The following is a 17,653-nucleotide window of genomic DNA, read 5'->3' on the forward strand; positions in this document are numbered from 1 at the left end:
AGGGAATTATGAAATTAAAGAGAAGTACGATTATTAAAATTGCGGTATTAATTGTAGTAGTAAGTGCATTTATTTTTATTAAGCCACTGAATGAAGGCCTCAGAAATATGACTTCAGCATTTAAATCCGTTGATTCAGTTAGGGATTATATAAAATCATTTGGTGTATGGGCAGTCCTGATTTCATTTATGATGATGATACTTCAGTCTGTAGCTGCACCGATACCGGCTTTTTTCATCACTTTCTCAAATGCTATAATTTGGGGATGGTGGAGAGGCGCCATACTATCATGGACTTCTGCTATGGCAGGAGCGGCACTTTGTTTTTACATTTCCAGAATATATGGGAGAGGTGCTGCTGAAAAGTTTACTTCTAAATTGGCACTTGAAGATGTGGACATTTTCTTTGAGAAGTACGGAAAGAATGCGATTCTCGTAGCAAGATTGCTTCCTTTTGTACCATTTGATCCGATAAGTTATGCAGCCGGACTTACTGCTATGAGTTTTAAAGACTTCTTTATAGCAACGGGACTGGGACAATTACCGGCGACCATTGTTTATTCATATGCAGCAGCTACATCTTCGAATCCGTCTACATTTGTAAAGGGTTTACTTATACTTTTCGGAGTATCTGCACTTGCATATACAATAAAACTAATTTGGACGGATAAAAATAAATCAAAGACTAAAGAAGTGAACTAGAATGAATAGTAAGATTCTTGTAAGCTCAGATAAGCTGGCTAGCTTGATAGAATTGGAGTATAGTAAATGTATAGACTGTAAACTTTGTACTAAGGGATGTCCGATGCTGGATGAATTTTCCGATAATCCTAAAAAACTGTTGTCTCAATTAAATAAAGATAAGAGTTTTGACATTGAGCTTCCTTATGCATGTATGCTCTGTGGATACTGCGCCGAGGTTTGTCCAAAAGGCGTTAGTTTTAGAGATTTATTTTATGAATTTAGAAAACAGAGCGTAAAACAGTATAATGGAAAACTACCGGGGAGTTTAAATACTAAAGGAGTAGATATTCATCAAAAACTAAGCTTTTCTAAAATTTTTTCAGATAGTATACTCGGTAAGAATACTGAAACTATTTTCTTTCCGGGATGCTCCTTACTTTCCAATAATCCTGAGATGGTAATGAGTGCTTACAATTATTTGAGGGAAGTTTTTCCTAATTGCGGTTACTCGAATAAATGCTGCGGAAAACCAACTGAGTTTTTAGGAAAGCATGAGAAATTTGTGAGTCTTATGGAAAGTTTAAAATCAGATTTTAATAAACATGGAGTTAAAACGATTATTACGGGTTGTCAAAACTGTTATACCTGTTTTAAAAGAAATGCTCCTGAATTTAAGACAATATCCCTATATGAAGTATTAGGCGATTCAGGAGTGCCGGATTATGCAAAAAACAGATTTGCAGAAACAAAATTGAATGCAATAATCCACGATCCCTGTCCGACGAGGACCGAGGATAAAATCCACGAAGCAGTTAGAGAAATCCTAAATCAATTGGGAATCTCTTATGATGAAATGAGTTATAACAAGCATAGGACTCTTTGCTGTGGTATGGGAGGGATGGTATTTCTTACCTCCAAGAAGATTTTTGAGAAGCATAGAGACAGACGAAGACAAGAAGCCGGTTCTAAAACGATAATAACATACTGTATGGAGTGTGCAGAAACACTGCAGTCAGAAAAATTAGACAGCATACATCTACTTAAATTGATATTTACTGACGTGGATGATATAAAGACAGAAAAGTCGTCTTTGGCTAAGTCGTGGTTTAATAGATATAGAGCAAGGAAGTTGGCAGGAGAAGTTATAAATGAAACGAAATAATATAATAAAAGTAGCTCTTGCAATAATTATCATTGCCATTATATTTTTGGTATCGAGGTATGTAGATTTTAATAAATTCAGTCCAGAGGTAATAAGTAAAAAGATACGTGAATTCGGTCATTTGTCGAGTTTGATATACCTTTTAATACTCAGTATATTACCACTGTTTTTATTTCCTGACTCTGTTATAGTAATTGCCGGTGGGATGGTATTCGGTCTTTTTTGGGGCAGTGTACTTACATCTGTCGGCTCTTTAATAGGTGCATTACTTGCATACTATTTAGCAAAGTATTTAGGATCAGGTTTTGTACGAAAATTTGTAAAAAAAGATTTAGTCGATATAACATCAGGCAAGTCAGGATTTCTGTTAATACTCATACTTAGACTCGTGCCGCTTTTTCCGTTTAAGGTTGTAAGTTATAGTGCGGGACTTGCTGAGGTAGACATTAAAGAGTTTACACTTGCAACCATTATCGGATCAATTCCGGGTATATTGGTCTATGTAAATTTAGGTGACAAGGTAAACAGAATAGGAAGCGGTGAGTTTTATATAGCAATCTTTTTGCTTATTGGATTAACTGCAGTCTTTACATTTATCAAATATATTTATGAGAAAAACCTAAAGAAAATGGAAGATAAGGGAAAAATATGATATCTATTATTGTTCCGGTTTACAATGAAGAAAGCACAATTTCAGATTGTCTTAAACGACTAGAAAGCCTAGATGGAATCAAAGAAATATTGGTATGTGATGGTGGGAGTGTAGATAAAACTGTAGAAATTGCAAGCAGGTATACAAGGGTTTTGAATACTCCTAAAGGACGTGCATTCCAAATGAATGCCGGTGCAAATGCTGCCGGAGGGAGTGCACTATGGTTTGTGCACAGCGATTCGATTCCGGATAGTAGAAGTATTGCTGCAATTGAAGAAGCTATGCAAAATGGCTACGATGCGGGATGCTTTTCACTCTATTTTCATGACTATACTGATATTTCTTTAAAACTGATAGCTAAGACTTCAAATCTTAGAGCAAAATATCTGAATTTGATGTTTGGGGATCAGGGAATCTTTATGAGTAGGGATGCTTTTTTGAAAATTGGAGGATATGACGAGATACCTCTGATGGAAGACTGGAATATGTCAAAAGCACTCTATAGGGATTTTAAAGTTAAAGTATTAAAAGAAAGAATTGGAACTTCAGGAAGAAGATTCAAACAAAAAGGAGTTTTTAAGACATTGGTTTTCATGCATAGATTAAAACTCAAATATATAACCGGCACATCTCCCGAAGAGCTTGCCAAGATGTATAGGGAGGTAAGATAGTGAATGCAGTTATAATATTTTCAAAGATACCAATACCTGGCACTGTCAAAACAAGATTAATAGGCAGTATTTCTGCCGAGGAGGCAGCTTTACTTGCAAGGTATATATTGCTTGATTTATTTGAAAAACTAAGATGCAGTAAGGATTATGATGTATTTATTGCATATGCACCAACCGGTAAATTATCTATACTTATAAACGATATTCCCGAGAATTTTGGTATATTTCATCAGTTTGGCGATAATATGGGCAGTAGGATGTACAATGCCATGGAAAAATTATTTAGTTTAAACTATGATAAAGTTGTACTAATTGGGTCAGATATACCGAATATTAATCATAATATAATAAATGATTCATTTAAGGCTCTTGAAGATAATAATATAGTTTTGAATCCGACTTTTGATGGAGGTTATTATCTGATAGGTGCTTCTGATAAAAGAAAGATTGAAACAATACTTAAATCCGGTAGTATTAATTGGAGTACGCTAAGTGTTTTTGAGTCAAGTTTAGAAATTATAAAAGAAAATAATTGGACGGTTCATGTGGGCGAGACGCTGCCTGATATTGACAATATGGAAGATTTAATCTGTTTCAATAATTTCGATGATCTATCAATAAGGACAGCGGATTATATTCAAAAATTAAAAGAATTAAGTAGGTGATTAGTTTATTAGACTATCACTTATTTTTTTGGAAAATGGATATATTTATTTTGATGTTTTATTATAAATGGTATTTAAGTAGATTAATTATCTTATAAATCTCCAATTATTTTAAGCTTCTCTAAAGATTTATGTCAGAGGACTACTTTATTGATTATATAACTAGTGAGGTAAATAAATAATTGTATAAATTATGACAAATAGAGATTAAAAACATGTAATAATATATAAAAAAATTGAAAAAATATACTATTATGATATACTGATTGTTAAAGGAGGAAGTTTATGATACGAAATCCAAAAAAGGTTTATTTGAGATATATTCTTCCTGCAATCGGTGGAATGATGGGTACATCACTCTATGTACTTGGAGATACGATGCTTGTCGGAAGAAGGCTTGGGACTGATGGCCTTGCTGCACTAAATATCTCAATTCCTATGATAAATGTACTGACGGGTTTAGGGCTTCTCATAGGGATGGGTGGTGCGAGTTTAATGTCCATCCGGCTGGCAAGAGAAGAATACGAGGAAGGGAATAAACTATTTACAAAGTCTATGTTAATGTCAATTATTACTGGACTTATTTTATTGTTCTTAAGTATCTTCTTTACAAAAAATCTAGTTAATTTTTGGGCAGAGGGTCTGAAAATTTAGGTATGGCATTTGATTATCTATCTATGCTAATGATGTTTTCACCTTTTTTCTTAGTTTTTATATCACTAACAGTATTTGTAAGAAATGATGGTGGTAGTAAAATTGCCATGTCGGCAATGTTAGCTGCCAGTGTTTTCAATGTCGTTATGGATTATGTTTTCTTGTTCCCTTTAGATATGGGGATGAGGGGATGTGCTCTTGCAACAGGTCTTGCTCAGGTCGTAGGTTTTGGCGTTTTACTGCTACACTTTAGAGAGGCGGGCATAAAAATATTAAAACTAAGTAGCTTTAAAGCTCCACTAGAAATAATAAAAAATGGAATGGCTTCATTTGTACTAGAACTTAGTCAAGGAATTGTAATTTTTGCTTTTAACTTTGCCTTTTTGAGGATTGAAGGAGATATTGCTGTCTCTGCTTATGGGATTGTTGCAAATCTCAGCTTGTTATTTACTGCAATATTAGCAGGGGTAGCAAATGGAATACAGCCCTTAATAAGCGAAGCTTATGGAAGAAGACTATCAGATATGAAGGTGTACTATGGAAAGATTGCAGCAATAGGTGGTTTAGTTATAGGTTTAGGGATACTTTTAATCGGACAGTTAATGCCTAAGTACTTGGCGATGATTTTTGTTGAGAATGAACCTGAACTCATAAACAGAGCAATACTGGGGATACGAATATACTTCTTAGCCTTTCCGATTACGGGTTTAAACCTGGTAGCGACGATATTTTTGCAAAGTCAAAAGCGATCCATGGAAGCTTTTATAATGAGTATGATGAGAGGTTTTGTGTGGATTCTTGCACTTTTATTAATACTGTCTAATACTCTCGGAATTATTGGGGTTTGGCTTGTAATTCCGCTAGCTGAGTTACTATCGCTGGGCACAGGCTTAATTATGATTAGAAAGATTACGAGAGAAAATGTATTAAAACCTGTTAGTGCATAATAAAAAAGCTGCATATTTAAATATGCAGCTTTCGGTTTTTTTATTTATTAGGATGCTAACGCAAATATTGCAAATAATAGTCCAAGTAAGACAACATAAAAAATAATCATAAATACAATATTGAATACTACGTATTTGATGCCAATGCTTTTGTAATTATTTATATTTAATCGTCTTATAATCAGTGCAAGTAGTAATAGTGTTGAAACGAAAGAGTTTAAAATAGCAATAAGTATTGAATTTCCAAAAGCCATCCTTATAAATGAACTTAGTAACATGGATAAAAGTAAGCATACATTAAGTTCATCTTTCTTTACATATACATTATGCTGTTTTGCAACATAATTAAACACAAATCTTAAGAAAAAGAATGTTATTACCACTCCGATTATTGAAGTCAGTAGACTGTTAAAAAACATTCTAGAGGTGAAAACCGGCTGATTAAAACGTACTGAAACACTGTTCAAAATTGAGATTGCCAATACCAATACAATTAGCGATATTAAACCCATATCGTAGATTTTAGAGGCGATTGGAGCGGCAGATTTATTAACTTTGCCTAGAAAAGCCCATAGTTTGTCAATAGTTTCATCATTATTATAATTGAAGCTGTCATTTGAATAGTTTTTATCCGATGAGCCTTGTGAGTAATGATCTTCTCTATCCGTTTTGTTTTCGAAATCTTCTTCCGGATGTAGTTTTTCTCTTCCGTCATATTCATTAAAATGATACTCTTTATCAGATGCTTCATCAAAGACTTCTCTTCTAGGCTCGGAATTCAAATCCTCACCAAATCGATCAGACGCAGTTTCTTCCTTTATCCTATCTTCATAGTCATTGTTTAATAGATTTTCATTGTATTCTTGCTCATCTCTATTAAAACTGGGTCTATTTAATAGACTATCCTCATTCGATATAAAGTTAATATTTTGAGCTCCACAATGGGGGCAGTATTTGACATTATTAATTTCATTCGAACATGATTTACAGATCATTTCAACACCTCCTATTTATATCATTAAATATACCCTAAAAAACAATTATATATCATTTTTTAGGATGCTGTCAGCCTCTTTCAATTTTCTAATGATTTCAATGTTTTGAGGACACAGACTTTCACATGCACCACATTCAGTACACATGCCGGCATCATTATTATTCTCAATTAATGTTTGATAGCTTTTGATATTTTCTTCATAATTATCAAATATGGTCGCATTATTAAATCTTTGAAAAATTCCGGGAATATTTACATCAAATGGGCATGGCATGCAATATTCACAAGATGTACATCCAACGGATATACGATTATTTAAAAATTCAACCAATTCATCAATGGCTTTTCTATCATCAGCGGTAGTGTTTACTTCAGAAACAGTATCTGCAAGTGCAACATTTTCGATACACTGCTCCATATTGCTCATACCACTCAACAATAAGGAGATATCCAGATCATAAACCCATTTCAGTGCTAGCTGGACAGGTGTTGATTTTATGTTATATTTTTCAAGTATTTGGTTTGTATCCTTTGGTAATTCGGCGAGATTGCCACCTTTAAGGGGTTCCATTACAATTACCGAGATTCCCTTTTCTCTTGCCAGTTTAAGACCTTCTAAACCTGCTTGGTAGTTTTTATCCAAGTAGTTTAGCTGGATTTGACAAAAGTCCCAATTATAAGAATTTAGTATCTCTTTAAAAACAGGTAGTTCATCATGGAATGAAAATCCCGCATATTTTATCTTGCCTTTTGATTTAAGTTCGTCCAAGAATTTAAAAACACCCAGTTCTAGCATTTTTTTAAAACTCTTTTCAGTAAGACTATGCGTTAAATAGAAATCTATATAATCACTTTTGAGTCGCTTTAACTGAGTATTAAAATGAGTTTCATAATCTTCATAATTATTACATAACCACATAGGCAGTTTTGTTGCCACATAGATTGAGGATCTATCTATTGTTTCAATAAATTCTCCAAGCAATGTTTCACTATTTTCACAATGATAAGTATATGCTGTATCAAAATAATTTACTCCATTATCATATAAATATTTCATCATTTCGAAGGATTTTATTTTATCTATTGTGCAATTATCATTATTTTCAACCGGCAATCTCATTAAACCAAATCCTAAAACGGATGTAGATATTTTGTCATTTGTAATATTTCGGTATTGCATAATTCACTTAACTCCTATATAATCATATTGTAGGGATATTTTATAAGCTAAGGTAAAACCGTAGCTATGTAACTAAGTATAACATATAAAGGAGGAGTTTAGAATGGATGCTAAAAAAACTGCAATCTATGATTGTCATGTGCAACTAGGAGGCAATATGGTTGAATATGCTGGATGGGCATTACCTTCAGAGTTCACCGGACTTGTTGACGAGCACAATACAGTAAGAAATGATGTTGGAATTTTTGACGTATCACATATGGGTGAGTTCTTTATTACCGGACCCGATACTATTAAATTCAATAATTATATCTTATCTAATGACATTACTAAGATTGAAAATGGGCAATGTCAATACTCAATACTTTTAAATGAAAAAGGTGGAGTAGTTGATGACCTATTAGTATTTAAGTACAATGATGAAAAAGTTCTATGGGTTCCTAATGGAGCTAACACAGACAAGGATTTTGATTGGATTATGGCTAGAAAAGATGGGTTTGATGTAGAAATTGTAAATGCATCAAGATCATATAGTGAGATAGCTATACAAGGACCAAAATCTAAAGAAGTACTTCAAAAAGCACTGGATTACAATCTAGATGAGTTAGAAAACTTCCACTTTGTTGACGATGTTACTTTAGATGGCAAAAAGGTTTTAATCTCCAGAACAGGATACACAGGTGAATTAGGATATGAAATCTACTGTGATTGGGAAGACGGAGATGACATATGGATGAAACTTATTGAACTAGGCGCTAAACCATGTGGGTTAGGATGCAGAGATACTCTAAGATTTGAAGCTTCTATGCCACTTTATGGAAATGAAATGGATGAAGATAATTCACCACTTGAAGCCGGTTTAAAATTTGCTATCGACTTCAATAAAGATGATTTTATTGGTAAAGAACCTCTTGCTAAGAAATTAGAAGAAGGTTTAAAGAGAAAGTTAATCGGTTTAGAGTTGACTGGCAAAGGTATCCCAAGACATGGTTATGCAGTGCTAAAAGATGGTAAAGAAATTGGAAAAATTACCACAGGTTACTTAGCTCCAACTGTAGGAAAACCAATCGCGAATGTGATAATCGACGCTGAAGAAGCAGTAATAGGCAACGAAGTAGAAGTACAAATCAGAAAGAGAGTAGTGCCTGCTGTTATAATCAGTAAACGATTTTTACAAAAGAAATAAATATAATTTAGGAGGATTTTTAAATGAAAGTTGAAAAAGGATTATTTTACACAAAGGATCATGAGTGGGTTAAAATTGATGGTAATGAGGTAGTTATAGGAATATCTGATTACGCACAAGATCATCTTGGAGACATAGTATATGTTGAACTTCCAGATGTAGATGATGAACTAGATGCAGGTGAAGCTGTAGCATCTATAGAATCAGTTAAAGCTGCAAGTGATGCTTTCACACCTTTTGCTGGTAAAGTACTTGAAGTTAACGAAGATCTTGATGATGATCCTGCATTAATTAACTCTGATGCATATGGCGCATGGTTAGTTAAGTTGGAAGTTGAAGATGCTCCGACTGATGATTTAATGAACGACGAAGAGTACGAAAAATTCTTAGCTGAGGAGGCTTAATAATGTTTCCATACATTTCTCTTACTGAACAAGATGAAAGAGAGATGCTTGAGAAGATTGGAGTCGAATCAATAGACGATCTATTTAGAGACATCCCCGAGGATGTCTCTATGAATAGACCGCTCGATTTGCCGAAGGCAAAAAGTGAACTAGAAGTTGCTGCATATTTAAGAGGTTTGGCTGAAGACAATGTATGTCCATGTCAAATGCCATCATTCCTTGGTGCCGGTGCTTATGATCACTATATTCCTTCCATAATCAAGCATATCACGGGAAGAACTGAGTTTTATACTTCCTATACACCATATCAACCAGAAGTAAGTCAAGGAACTTTACAATATATATTTGAGTACCAAACATTAATTACAAGATTAACAGGCATGGAAATAGCAAACGCTTCCCTATACGATGGCGGATCAGCAATAGGCGAGGCAGCTTTAATGTGCGTAAACGGTAATAAGAAGAAGAATGTTGTAATTTCTAAAACCGTTCATCCACATTCCAGGATGGTAGCTAGAACATATCTTAAAGCTCAAGGTTTTGACCTTATAGAAGTAGATATGAAAGACGGTGTAACCGATTTGGATGCACTAAAAGCTGCAGTAACTGAAGATACCGGCGCGGTAGTAATTCAAAGTCCAAACTTCTTTGGATTCATTGAAAATCTAGAAAGTGCTACTGAAATAGCTCACGGCGTTAAGAAATGTGACATGATCGCTTCATGTGATCCGATGTCACTTGCAATTCTTAAGAAACCGGGAGCAATCGGTGTTGATGTAGTAGTAGGAGAAGCACAACCATTTGGTATACCTGTAGCTGCAGGTGGACCTTATCTTGGATATATTGCTGTTAATAAGAAACATTTAAGAAAACTTCCTGGAAGAATCGTAGGACAAACTGAAGACAGAGATGGTAAGAGAAGTTGGGTACTGACACTATCTGCGAGAGAGCAGCATATTAGAAGAGAAAAAGCTACTTCAAATATTTGTTCAAACCAGGGATTAAATGTATTGGCTGCAACAGTTTATATGATCACTATGGGTAAGAAAGGAATGAGAGAAGTTGCTGAGCAGTGTACTAAAAAAGCTCATTACTGCTTCAATGAACTAACCAAATCCGGTAAGTTTAAACCATTCTCAAGCGCACCATTCTTTAAAGAATTTGCAGTTGTTACCGACAAACCCGTTGAAGAATTAAACAATAAGCTTAAAGAAGCGGGAATAATAGGTGGATTTGGAGCTGCTAAATTCTATGAAGGTATTGGAAATGTAATGATCATAGCTGTTACAGAAAAGAGAACTAAGGAAGAAATCGATAAGTTTGTTAAGATAATGGAGGAGGCTTAAATGAATACAAATTATGATAAAGTAATATTTGAAGTCTCTCAACCTGGTAGAGTGGGATATAAGCTTCCGGATTTAGATGTACCTGAAGCTGAGTTAAGTGATTTAATACCTCAAGATCTATTATGTGATACTGAGCTGGACTTCCCTGAAGTAGCTGAGTTTGAAGTTATTAGACACTTTACTAATCTTTCTAATAAAAACTACTCATTGGATCAAGGAATATATCCATTAGGATCTTGTACCATGAAGTACAATCCAAAAATCAACGAAGATATGGCTTCGTTACCAGGATTCCAAAATGTTCACCCACTACAGGCTGAAGAAGACATGCAAGGTGTTCTAAGGCTAATGTATGAATTAGGTGACGCTCTTGCTATAATTACCGGTATGGATAAACCAACCTTGCAACCGGCTGCCGGAGCACATGGTGAGTATACCGGAATACTCCTCATTAAAGCTTATCACGAAAAAAGAGGAGACACTAAGAGAGATAAGATTATAATTCCTGATGCTGCGCATGGTACAAACCCTGCAACAGCTGCAATGGCAGGATATAAAACAATAGAACTTAAATCGACAAACCAAGGTATGGTTGATGTAGAAGCTTTAAGAGCTGCAGTTGGAGATGATACTGCCGGATTAATGCTTACAAATCCAAATACCGTAGGTATGTCTGATGAGAATATTAAGCTTATAGCTGATATAGTTCATGAAGCAGGTGGATTAGTATACTATGACGGAGCTAACCTAAATGCCATCATGGGTAAAGCTAGACCTGGAGACATGGGCTTTGATGTTGTTCACTACAACCTGCACAAGACTATGTCAACACCACATGGTGGTGGAGGACCGGGTTCTGGAGCTGTAGCTTGTAAAGAGTTTTTAGCAGAGTTTTTACCTGTACCTGTTGTAGAAAAGAAAGATGATGGAACTTTCTATCTAAACTATGATCTTCCGAATTCTATCGGTAAAGTAAAAGATTTCTATGGACACTTTGGAATTCTTGTACGTGCTTACACTTATATTCTAACAATGGGAGCAGACGGACTTAAGAGAGCTTCTGAAGTTGCAGTTTTAAATGCCAACTATCTACAAGCACTTCTTAAAGACTATTACAAACTACCTTTGGATAGAATTACAAAGCATGAGGTTGTTTTTGGAGGATTAAAAGATCCGCTTTCTGAAGTAACAACACTTGATATAGCTAAGAGAATCCTTGATAAGGGATACCATGCACCAACCGTTTATTTCCCACTTATTATCAATGAAGCTATGATGGTAGAACCGACAGAAACGGAAACTAAGCAAACTTTAGATGCATTCGCTAATTCCCTTATTGAAATAGCTAAAGAAGCAAAAGAAAATCCTGAGCTTCTTAAAGAAGCACCACATAATACACCGGTTAGAAGACCGGATGAAACAAAAGCAGCGAAAGATGTAATCGTTGTTTATCAATCTACAGAAGAGGAGTAATTATTTTGACCAAAACCATAACTGTTATAGGTGGAGGCCCTGGCGGATATGAATGTGCCATTAGGGCTGCCCAACTAGGAGCAAATGTATATTTAATAGAAGATAGAGAATTAGGTGGTACATGCTTAAATAGAGGATGTATACCTACCAAAACTCTTTGGAGAAATGCTGAAATTGCAAATGCTATGAAGAGAAAAGCAGAATTCGGATTCGACTTTGAAAATCTTTCAATAGACGGAGCAAGAATTCAAGCGAGAAAGAACGAAGTAGTAGAGCAAATCAGAGGTGGGGTAGAATTCTTGGTAGGATCATATCCTAATATGGAATTCATACCTGGATTCGCATCTTTTAAAGATGCCAATACTGTTGTAGTTAAACTTAAAGACGGAAGTACGAGAGAACTGGAAACAGACTACACTATCGTAGCTTCAGGTTCAGTTCCATTTGTTCCTCCTATAGAAGGAGCAGATGCTGAAGGAATCATGACAAGTGACGAAATACTTGACCTTGACTTTGTGCCTGAATCAATGCTTGTAATCGGTGGAGGAGTTATCGGACTAGAGTTCGCATGTATCTACAACGAGCTGGGAACAGAAGTAACTGTAGTTGCTAATGAAATCCTAGGCGCAGCTGATTCAGAAATATCAAAGAGAATGCCAAGTTTCTTGAAAAAAGCCGGAATTAAATTGATAAATAAATCCAGAGCTAGTAAAATCGAAAAAACCGAAAACGGCTATAAAGTTATAGCTGAACTTATCGGAAAAGATAAAACTCAAGAAGCAGAAGGACAAACTCTATTGATGGCTACCGGTAGGGCTGCTTTCACAAAAGGACTTAATCTTGGAAGCAGCTGGTGTAGAATATTCAAGATACGGAATACCTATAGATGGTGATATGAAAACTAATGTTGACACAATATATGCTATCGGAGATGTTACCGAAGGCAGTATTCAGTTAGCACATGCTGCATCAGCTCAAGGTATATACGTAGTTGAAAAACTTATGGGTAAAACACCTGAAATCAATTTAGATGTAATACCTGCATGTACTTTCACACTTCCTGAAGTAGCACAAGTTGGATATACTGAAGACAAATTAAAAGAAGAAAATATCCCATACGTTAAGAGTAAATTCATGTTCACAGGAAATGGTAAAGCTGTATCATTGGGTGAAGCAGAAGGATTTGTAAAAATCTTAGCAAAAGAAGACCTTTCTGAAATTTACGGAATCCATATAATTGGACCTCATGCAAATGACTTAATTCATGAAGGAACTGTTGCTGTAGCAAACAAATTACCTGTTTCAGCTATTGCCAATATGATTCACGCTCATCCAACTCTAAGCGAAGCATTTATGGAAGCTATCCATCAATTAGAAGGATGCTCAATACATTCAGCTCCTGCTAAATAAGTTATAAAAAGGCGTTCAAATTTGAACGCCTTTTAGATTTTCCGTACTTTACAATACATATATGAATTGATATAATTTACATATGTTAATAAGGAGAACAGGATGTATTTAACATTATTAATTATTTTTACAATATTAGTGTTATTGGCTTCGATATATACCGGGACCAGGTTATATAAAAAAGCTGAAACTACTTTCGATAAAAATATTAGAGATAAGGTAACGAGAGATAGGAATCCTCATTTTATTGGTGTTATGAAATCTGTTACGAGACTAGGTAATGTAGAAACACTATTTATGATTATCGTCCCAATACTTTTTGTCTTGGTAAGGGATGGAGAATTCGTTACTGCATCAGCAATAATATTATCTGCAGGATTGTCGATAATCGTATCCCAAGTATTAAAATTTATATTCAGACGTACTAGACCTACAAAGGAGAGAGCTTTAAGCCACATCGGATATTCCTTTCCCAGTGGACATTCAACGGTTGGCGTAAGTTTTTATCTGACACTGGCCTATATAGTGTCAACAGGTACCGGTAGATTGGTATTTCTATTATTGATAGGATTGATTATCGGACTCGCCATAGCTTTCAGTAGAATATACCTGGGAGTGCACTGGGCAAGTGATGTAATAGTTGGAGTTTTCTTAGGACTAACCTGTTCGGCTTGGGCAATATACTTATATAGAAGTAAATTTGTCTTAGAATGGTTGTTTAGAGCATTTTAAAAAGTTTTTATTAAATGGTATCGGTATCTGATAAAATCACAAAATATTACTTCAGGCAGCGCGTTCTGCCTGAAGTATTTTTTTATGCAATCATTTTTTTGAAATTAATATCCTGTTTAAAATGAAAATATGATCGATAATAAAAAGAAATTGAGTTTACCGGATAGGAGATGATGGGTAACTCATTTCTTTAACACCGAACCAATTTGGTTGTATATTTTTATATTCTCCTCTTCAAAGCCTAGTAAATTTAAGATAGAATTAGTAAAAAAACATGGTGACCTCCATTCTGATGATTTTTTCGTGGTGATTAAATTATGCTAGATCATGCTCACTTTGTTTTTTTATTATAAGAAAAAGGTGCCAGAGTGAAAATCAGATTTTCACCACCAGCACCAAAAATTATAGAAGTTCTTTATTAGGCATGAAGCTTAATAAGTTCCATTACGAGTCTTGCGGAATTATTTAAATCTTCTATTTTTAGAGATTCATCAACTGTATGAGGTTTAGTTTCTCCAATGGCAAGGTTAACGGATTTTATTCCATTTGCATTGTAATTACTGGTATCTGAGCCACCACCAGACATCATAGTCTCCGGTTCAAATCCCAAGTTTTCACAAGCCTTCATTGCATTTTGGACAATAGCTTCATTTTCATCCAATTTAAAACTCTTATATGCGATATTGACTTTAACATCGACAGTTCCGCCGTATTTCTTAGCAGCTTTTTCGCATTCTTCTACCATGTGAGCTACATGGAGATCGAGTGCATCATCTTCTAAACTTCTTGCTTCTGCAAGGAATTTTGCAGTCTTGGTTACTATATTGGTAACCGAGCCACCTTCGATTTTACCGATATTTGCTGTTGTTTTTTCGTCTATTCTAAGTAATTTCATATTTGAGATAGCCTCGGCCAAAATCTGGATTGCACTTATACCTTCTTCAGGAGCAACACCTGCATGAGCTTCTTTTCCTGTAAATTCAACATTTATTTTAGCCTGCGCAGGACCACCGATTACAATTTTACCCGGTGAACCACTGGTATCGAGTACATAACATAATTTTGAATCTACAGTGGAATAATCTAAATATTTGGAACCGAAAAGCCCGCCCTCTTCGTATATGGTGAAAACAACCTCTATGTCTCCGTGAGGTATACTTGCTTCTTTAATGGATTGTATACCTTCGATAATCGCAGCTATACCAGCCTTGTCATCTCCGCCCAGAATTGTTGAACCATCACTGTAGATAACGCCATCTCTTATTACAGGCTTGATTCCTTCTCCGGGAGAAACAGTGTCCATATGCGCACTGAACATAATCGCAGGTGAACCTGTAGTACCCTTAAGCTTTGCTATTAGATTTCCGCTGTTACTTCCTGCTTTTTCGCCGGCATCATCCATAAACACTTCCATGTCTAAATCCCTTAGTATGGGAATTAAATGTTCGGCAAAGTCGCGCTCTCTAGTTGTCGGACTGTCAATTTGAATAAACTCTAAAAATCTCTCTAATAATCTTTTCTCGTTCATTAAAAATCTCCTTTAACTTAAAATAAAAGCAAGTGGTAGTTAATATATACTATTCCACTTGCTTTTGTTTACACTCTATAGTTTATATTAAACAAAGAATGATTGTATTAAATTCATTGAAGTATGAATTCCAGCGCCTCCAGGTCCTATTGGAAGACCTAAGACGTACCATATTACTAATAATATTATCCAAGACATTAAGAAGAAGAATGAATATGGAAGCATTGTTGAAATCAATGTACCTAAACCACTATCTTCGTCGTATCTCTTTACAAATACTACGATCATTGCAAAGTAACTCATAAGCGGAGTTATAATATTTGTAGTAGAGTCACCGATTCTGTATGCTAACTGAGTGAATTCCGGTGCAATGTCTAATTGAGCCATCATAGGTACAAATATTGGAGCCATTACCGCCCACTTTGCAGATGCTGAACCCATAAATAGATTTAGGAATGCTGCAAGAATAACGAAAGCTATAATAAGTGGTAGTCCAACGAATCCTATGCTTCTTAATAGTTCCGCTCCTTGGAATGAAACTAGAAGTCCAAGGTTTGTATAGCTGAAGTAATTAATAAACTGTGCCGCAAAGAATGATAGAACCATGTAAGCACCCATGCTCTTCATCGCATCGGTCATACCACCGATTAAATCATTTGAATTCTTAATTACTCCTGTAACTTTACCGTAGATAGCACCCGGGATAAGGAACATCAATAGTATAGCAAGAAGTAATCCGTTTCCTAGGAAGTTGTTAAGAACAAGTTTTCCTGATGCATCCGGTTCTAAGAATACTCCGTTTCCAGGTAGATTTCCAGGTAATTTAACCATAAGGTATGCCATTATTACCATAAACACTAATAATGAAAGACCGGCAAATCTTAATCCTTTTCTTTCTACAGTAGTAAGTGGCTCATGGTCAGGCTTGTAACTACCTGTATAGGTGCCAAGTCTTGGCTCTATGAATTTGTCGGTTACAAGTGTTCCTACTATGGTTAGTAAGAAAGTTGATGCTGCCATGAAATAGTAGTTATCAGTTGGAAGAACTTCACCAACCATACCTACTGATTTTAGAGCTTCATTTGTAATACCGCCTAGTAATGGGTCCAGTGTTCCTATTGCTAGGTTGGCAGAGAAACCGGCAGAAACTCCGGCAAATGCCGCTGCAAGACCTGCAATCGGATGTCTTCCTGCACCAGAGAACACGATAGCTCCAAGTGGTATAACGACAACATAACCTGCGTCAGAAGCTATATTTGACATAATACCTGCAAATACAACTACTGCAGTAAGAAGTGATTTTGGAACTGAAGTAATTAGGTTTTTAAGTGCAGCTGATATAAGTCCTGTACTTTCCGCTACCCCTACTCCTAGCATAGCTACTAAAACCGTTCCAAGAGGAGCAAATCCTGTAAAGTTCTTAGTTGCATTGTTGAAGATATACCTTAGACCTTCGGCATTCATAAGGGATACGGCAGTCTTTGTAACTTCTTCTTTTGCTCTTGCATCATAATAGGTTACTGAAACTCCCGTTCTGGCTACTAATTCAGATGCTATAATTACTATGATACTAAATAAGAAAAATAGTATAGCCGGATGGGGAAGAGCATTACCAATTCTTTCAACTGCTCCAAGAAACCCTTTCCTTTGATTTTTTGTTGAGTTTTCCATGTATTACCTCCTTATTTTTTTATACAATTTAATTCTATCTATTGAGATGAAAAATGTCAATTTTCTAAGTATATATAAACATAATTAAATATCAAATAACACATGTCAATATAGTCTGATGTGATAAAGCTTGTAATTCAGCCGTGAATTTGATGAAAACTGAAAGAAAAATAATATGTATAATAATTCATAAAAGCAGTTGAGATAATTAAAGTATAGATAATTTGCGTTGTTGATTATGATTATCGATTAGATAAAAGGATTAAAGGACAATTAAAACATCTTTTGTATT

Annotated in this window: 18 protein-coding genes; 14 read left to right on the forward strand and 4 right to left on the reverse strand. The window is 35.2% G+C overall.

The features are described 5' to 3' along the window. Positions 1–8 precede the first annotated feature (8 nt). From VZL98_03560 to VZL98_03590, 7 genes are all read left to right on the forward strand, one after another. A complete protein-coding gene (locus VZL98_03560) occupies positions 9–701 on the forward strand; it encodes a TVP38/TMEM64 family protein (GenBank protein ID WVH64047.1) in 693 nt (230 codons plus the stop codon). 1 nt (position 702) lies between these two features. Next, positions 703–1,845: a (Fe-S)-binding protein gene (locus tag VZL98_03565; protein ID WVH64048.1), complete on the forward strand. Its 1,143-nt coding sequence runs from the start codon at positions 703–705 to the stop codon at positions 1,843–1,845. After that, positions 1,832–2,497 carry a TVP38/TMEM64 family protein gene (locus VZL98_03570; protein WVH64049.1) on the forward strand — a complete coding sequence of 222 codons (666 nt, stop codon included), beginning with the start codon at positions 1,832–1,834 and terminating at the stop codon, positions 2,495–2,497. Before VZL98_03565 ends, VZL98_03570 begins: the two co-directional genes overlap by 14 nt. Continuing rightward, the gene (locus VZL98_03575; protein ID WVH64050.1) at positions 2,494–3,168 is read left to right on the forward strand and encodes a TIGR04283 family arsenosugar biosynthesis glycosyltransferase; all 675 of its coding nucleotides are present in this window, start codon (positions 2,494–2,496) and stop codon (positions 3,166–3,168) included. The genes VZL98_03570 and VZL98_03575 overlap by 4 nt, the downstream gene beginning before the upstream one ends. Next, positions 3,168–3,833 carry a TIGR04282 family arsenosugar biosynthesis glycosyltransferase gene (locus VZL98_03580; protein WVH64051.1) on the forward strand — a complete coding sequence of 222 codons (666 nt, stop codon included), beginning with the start codon at positions 3,168–3,170 and terminating at the stop codon, positions 3,831–3,833. Before VZL98_03575 ends, VZL98_03580 begins: the two co-directional genes overlap by 1 nt. 285 nt (positions 3,834–4,118) lie before the next feature. Then, positions 4,119–4,487 carry an MATE family efflux transporter gene (locus VZL98_03585; GenBank protein ID WVH64052.1) on the forward strand — a complete coding sequence of 123 codons (369 nt, stop codon included), beginning with the start codon at positions 4,119–4,121 and terminating at the stop codon, positions 4,485–4,487. A gap of 2 nt (positions 4,488–4,489) precedes the next feature. Then, positions 4,490–5,434, forward strand: coding sequence for an MATE family efflux transporter (locus VZL98_03590; protein WVH64053.1), 945 nt, complete (start codon positions 4,490–4,492; stop codon positions 5,432–5,434). Positions 5,435–5,481: 47 nt separating this feature from the next. Here the strand turns inward: VZL98_03590 and VZL98_03595 are convergent, their stop codons facing one another. Together VZL98_03595 and VZL98_03600 are read right to left on the reverse strand one after the other, a co-directional pair. Next, positions 5,482–6,429: a hypothetical protein gene (locus VZL98_03595; GenBank protein ID WVH64054.1), complete on the reverse strand. Its 948-nt coding sequence runs from the start codon at positions 6,427–6,429 to the stop codon at positions 5,482–5,484. A 45-nt stretch (positions 6,430–6,474) separates the two neighbouring features. Continuing rightward, on the reverse strand, positions 6,475–7,611 hold the full coding sequence (locus VZL98_03600; protein ID WVH64055.1) for an aldo/keto reductase: 1,137 nt from the start codon (positions 7,609–7,611) through the stop codon (positions 6,475–6,477). Between the two features lie 103 nt (positions 7,612–7,714). Between VZL98_03600 and gcvT the strand changes: the two genes are divergently transcribed. The 7 genes from gcvT to VZL98_03635 all read left to right on the forward strand — a co-directional run bounded on the left by gcvT (position 7,715) and on the right by VZL98_03635 (position 14,162). Further along, on the forward strand, positions 7,715–8,797 hold the full coding sequence (gene gcvT, locus VZL98_03605; protein ID WVH64056.1) for a glycine cleavage system aminomethyltransferase GcvT: 1,083 nt from the start codon (positions 7,715–7,717) through the stop codon (positions 8,795–8,797). A 23-nt stretch (positions 8,798–8,820) separates the two neighbouring features. After that, entirely contained in the window at positions 8,821–9,201 is a 381-nt protein-coding gene (gcvH, locus tag VZL98_03610) for a glycine cleavage system protein GcvH (GenBank protein WVH64057.1), read from the forward strand. Positions 9,202–9,203: 2 nt separating this feature from the next. Beyond that, positions 9,204–10,547, forward strand: a complete 1,344-nt coding sequence (gene gcvPA, locus VZL98_03615) for an aminomethyl-transferring glycine dehydrogenase subunit GcvPA (protein WVH64058.1) — start codon at positions 9,204–9,206, stop codon at positions 10,545–10,547. Continuing rightward, complete coding sequence (gene gcvPB, locus VZL98_03620) at positions 10,548–12,020, forward strand: aminomethyl-transferring glycine dehydrogenase subunit GcvPB (protein ID WVH64059.1); 1,473 nt, start codon at positions 10,548–10,550, stop codon at positions 12,018–12,020. 5 nt (positions 12,021–12,025) lie between these two features. Beyond that, entirely contained in the window at positions 12,026–12,913 is an 888-nt protein-coding gene (locus VZL98_03625) for an NAD(P)/FAD-dependent oxidoreductase (protein ID WVH64060.1), read from the forward strand. Beyond that, positions 12,861–13,430 (forward strand): FAD-dependent oxidoreductase, encoded by a 570-nt coding sequence (locus VZL98_03630; protein WVH64061.1) that lies wholly within the window; start codon positions 12,861–12,863, stop codon positions 13,428–13,430. Before VZL98_03625 ends, VZL98_03630 begins: the two co-directional genes overlap by 53 nt. A gap of 102 nt (positions 13,431–13,532) precedes the next feature. Next, a complete protein-coding gene (locus VZL98_03635) occupies positions 13,533–14,162 on the forward strand; it encodes a phosphatase PAP2 family protein (protein WVH64062.1) in 630 nt (209 codons plus the stop codon). A gap of 418 nt (positions 14,163–14,580) precedes the next feature. Here VZL98_03635 and VZL98_03640 read toward each other — a convergent pair whose 3' ends face one another. Together VZL98_03640 and VZL98_03645 are read right to left on the reverse strand one after the other, a co-directional pair. After that, positions 14,581–15,690 carry a M20/M25/M40 family metallo-hydrolase gene (locus tag VZL98_03640; GenBank protein ID WVH64063.1) on the reverse strand — a complete coding sequence of 370 codons (1,110 nt, stop codon included), beginning with the start codon at positions 15,688–15,690 and terminating at the stop codon, positions 14,581–14,583. 87 nt (positions 15,691–15,777) lie between these two features. Beyond that, entirely contained in the window at positions 15,778–17,361 is a 1,584-nt protein-coding gene (locus tag VZL98_03645) for an AbgT family transporter (GenBank protein WVH64064.1), read from the reverse strand. Positions 17,362–17,653 lie beyond the last annotated feature (292 nt).

This window comes from Peptoniphilaceae bacterium AMB_02, from assembly GCA_036321625.1.
GTDB lineage: Bacteria > Bacillota > Clostridia > Tissierellales > Peptoniphilaceae > Microaceticoccus > Microaceticoccus formicicus.

What these genes read in the sequence shown, in the direction of transcription:
- VZL98_03560 (WVH64047.1), top strand. Translation starts at nt 9, where the DNA reads ATGAAATTAAAGAGAAGTACGATTATTAAAATTGCGGTATTAATTGTA.
- VZL98_03565 (WVH64048.1), top strand. Translation starts at nt 703, where the DNA reads ATGAATAGTAAGATTCTTGTAAGCTCAGATAAGCTGGCTAGCTTGATA.
- VZL98_03570 (WVH64049.1), top strand. Translation starts at nt 1,832, where the DNA reads ATGAAACGAAATAATATAATAAAAGTAGCTCTTGCAATAATTATCATT.
- VZL98_03575 (WVH64050.1), top strand. Translation starts at nt 2,494, where the DNA reads ATGATATCTATTATTGTTCCGGTTTACAATGAAGAAAGCACAATTTCA.
- VZL98_03585 (WVH64052.1), top strand. Translation starts at nt 4,119, where the DNA reads ATGATACGAAATCCAAAAAAGGTTTATTTGAGATATATTCTTCCTGCA.
- VZL98_03590 (WVH64053.1), top strand. Translation starts at nt 4,490, where the DNA reads ATGGCATTTGATTATCTATCTATGCTAATGATGTTTTCACCTTTTTTC.
- VZL98_03595 (WVH64054.1), bottom strand. Translation starts at nt 6,429, where the DNA reads ATGATCTGTAAATCATGTTCGAATGAAATTAATAATGTCAAATACTGC.
- VZL98_03600 (WVH64055.1), bottom strand. Translation starts at nt 7,611, where the DNA reads ATGCAATACCGAAATATTACAAATGACAAAATATCTACATCCGTTTTA.
- gcvT (WVH64056.1), top strand. Translation starts at nt 7,715, where the DNA reads ATGGATGCTAAAAAAACTGCAATCTATGATTGTCATGTGCAACTAGGA.
- gcvH (WVH64057.1), top strand. Translation starts at nt 8,821, where the DNA reads ATGAAAGTTGAAAAAGGATTATTTTACACAAAGGATCATGAGTGGGTT.
- gcvPA (WVH64058.1), top strand. Translation starts at nt 9,204, where the DNA reads ATGTTTCCATACATTTCTCTTACTGAACAAGATGAAAGAGAGATGCTT.
- gcvPB (WVH64059.1), top strand. Translation starts at nt 10,548, where the DNA reads ATGAATACAAATTATGATAAAGTAATATTTGAAGTCTCTCAACCTGGT.
- VZL98_03635 (WVH64062.1), top strand. Translation starts at nt 13,533, where the DNA reads ATGTATTTAACATTATTAATTATTTTTACAATATTAGTGTTATTGGCT.
- VZL98_03640 (WVH64063.1), bottom strand. Translation starts at nt 15,690, where the DNA reads ATGAACGAGAAAAGATTATTAGAGAGATTTTTAGAGTTTATTCAAATT.
- VZL98_03645 (WVH64064.1), bottom strand. Translation starts at nt 17,361, where the DNA reads ATGGAAAACTCAACAAAAAATCAAAGGAAAGGGTTTCTTGGAGCAGTT.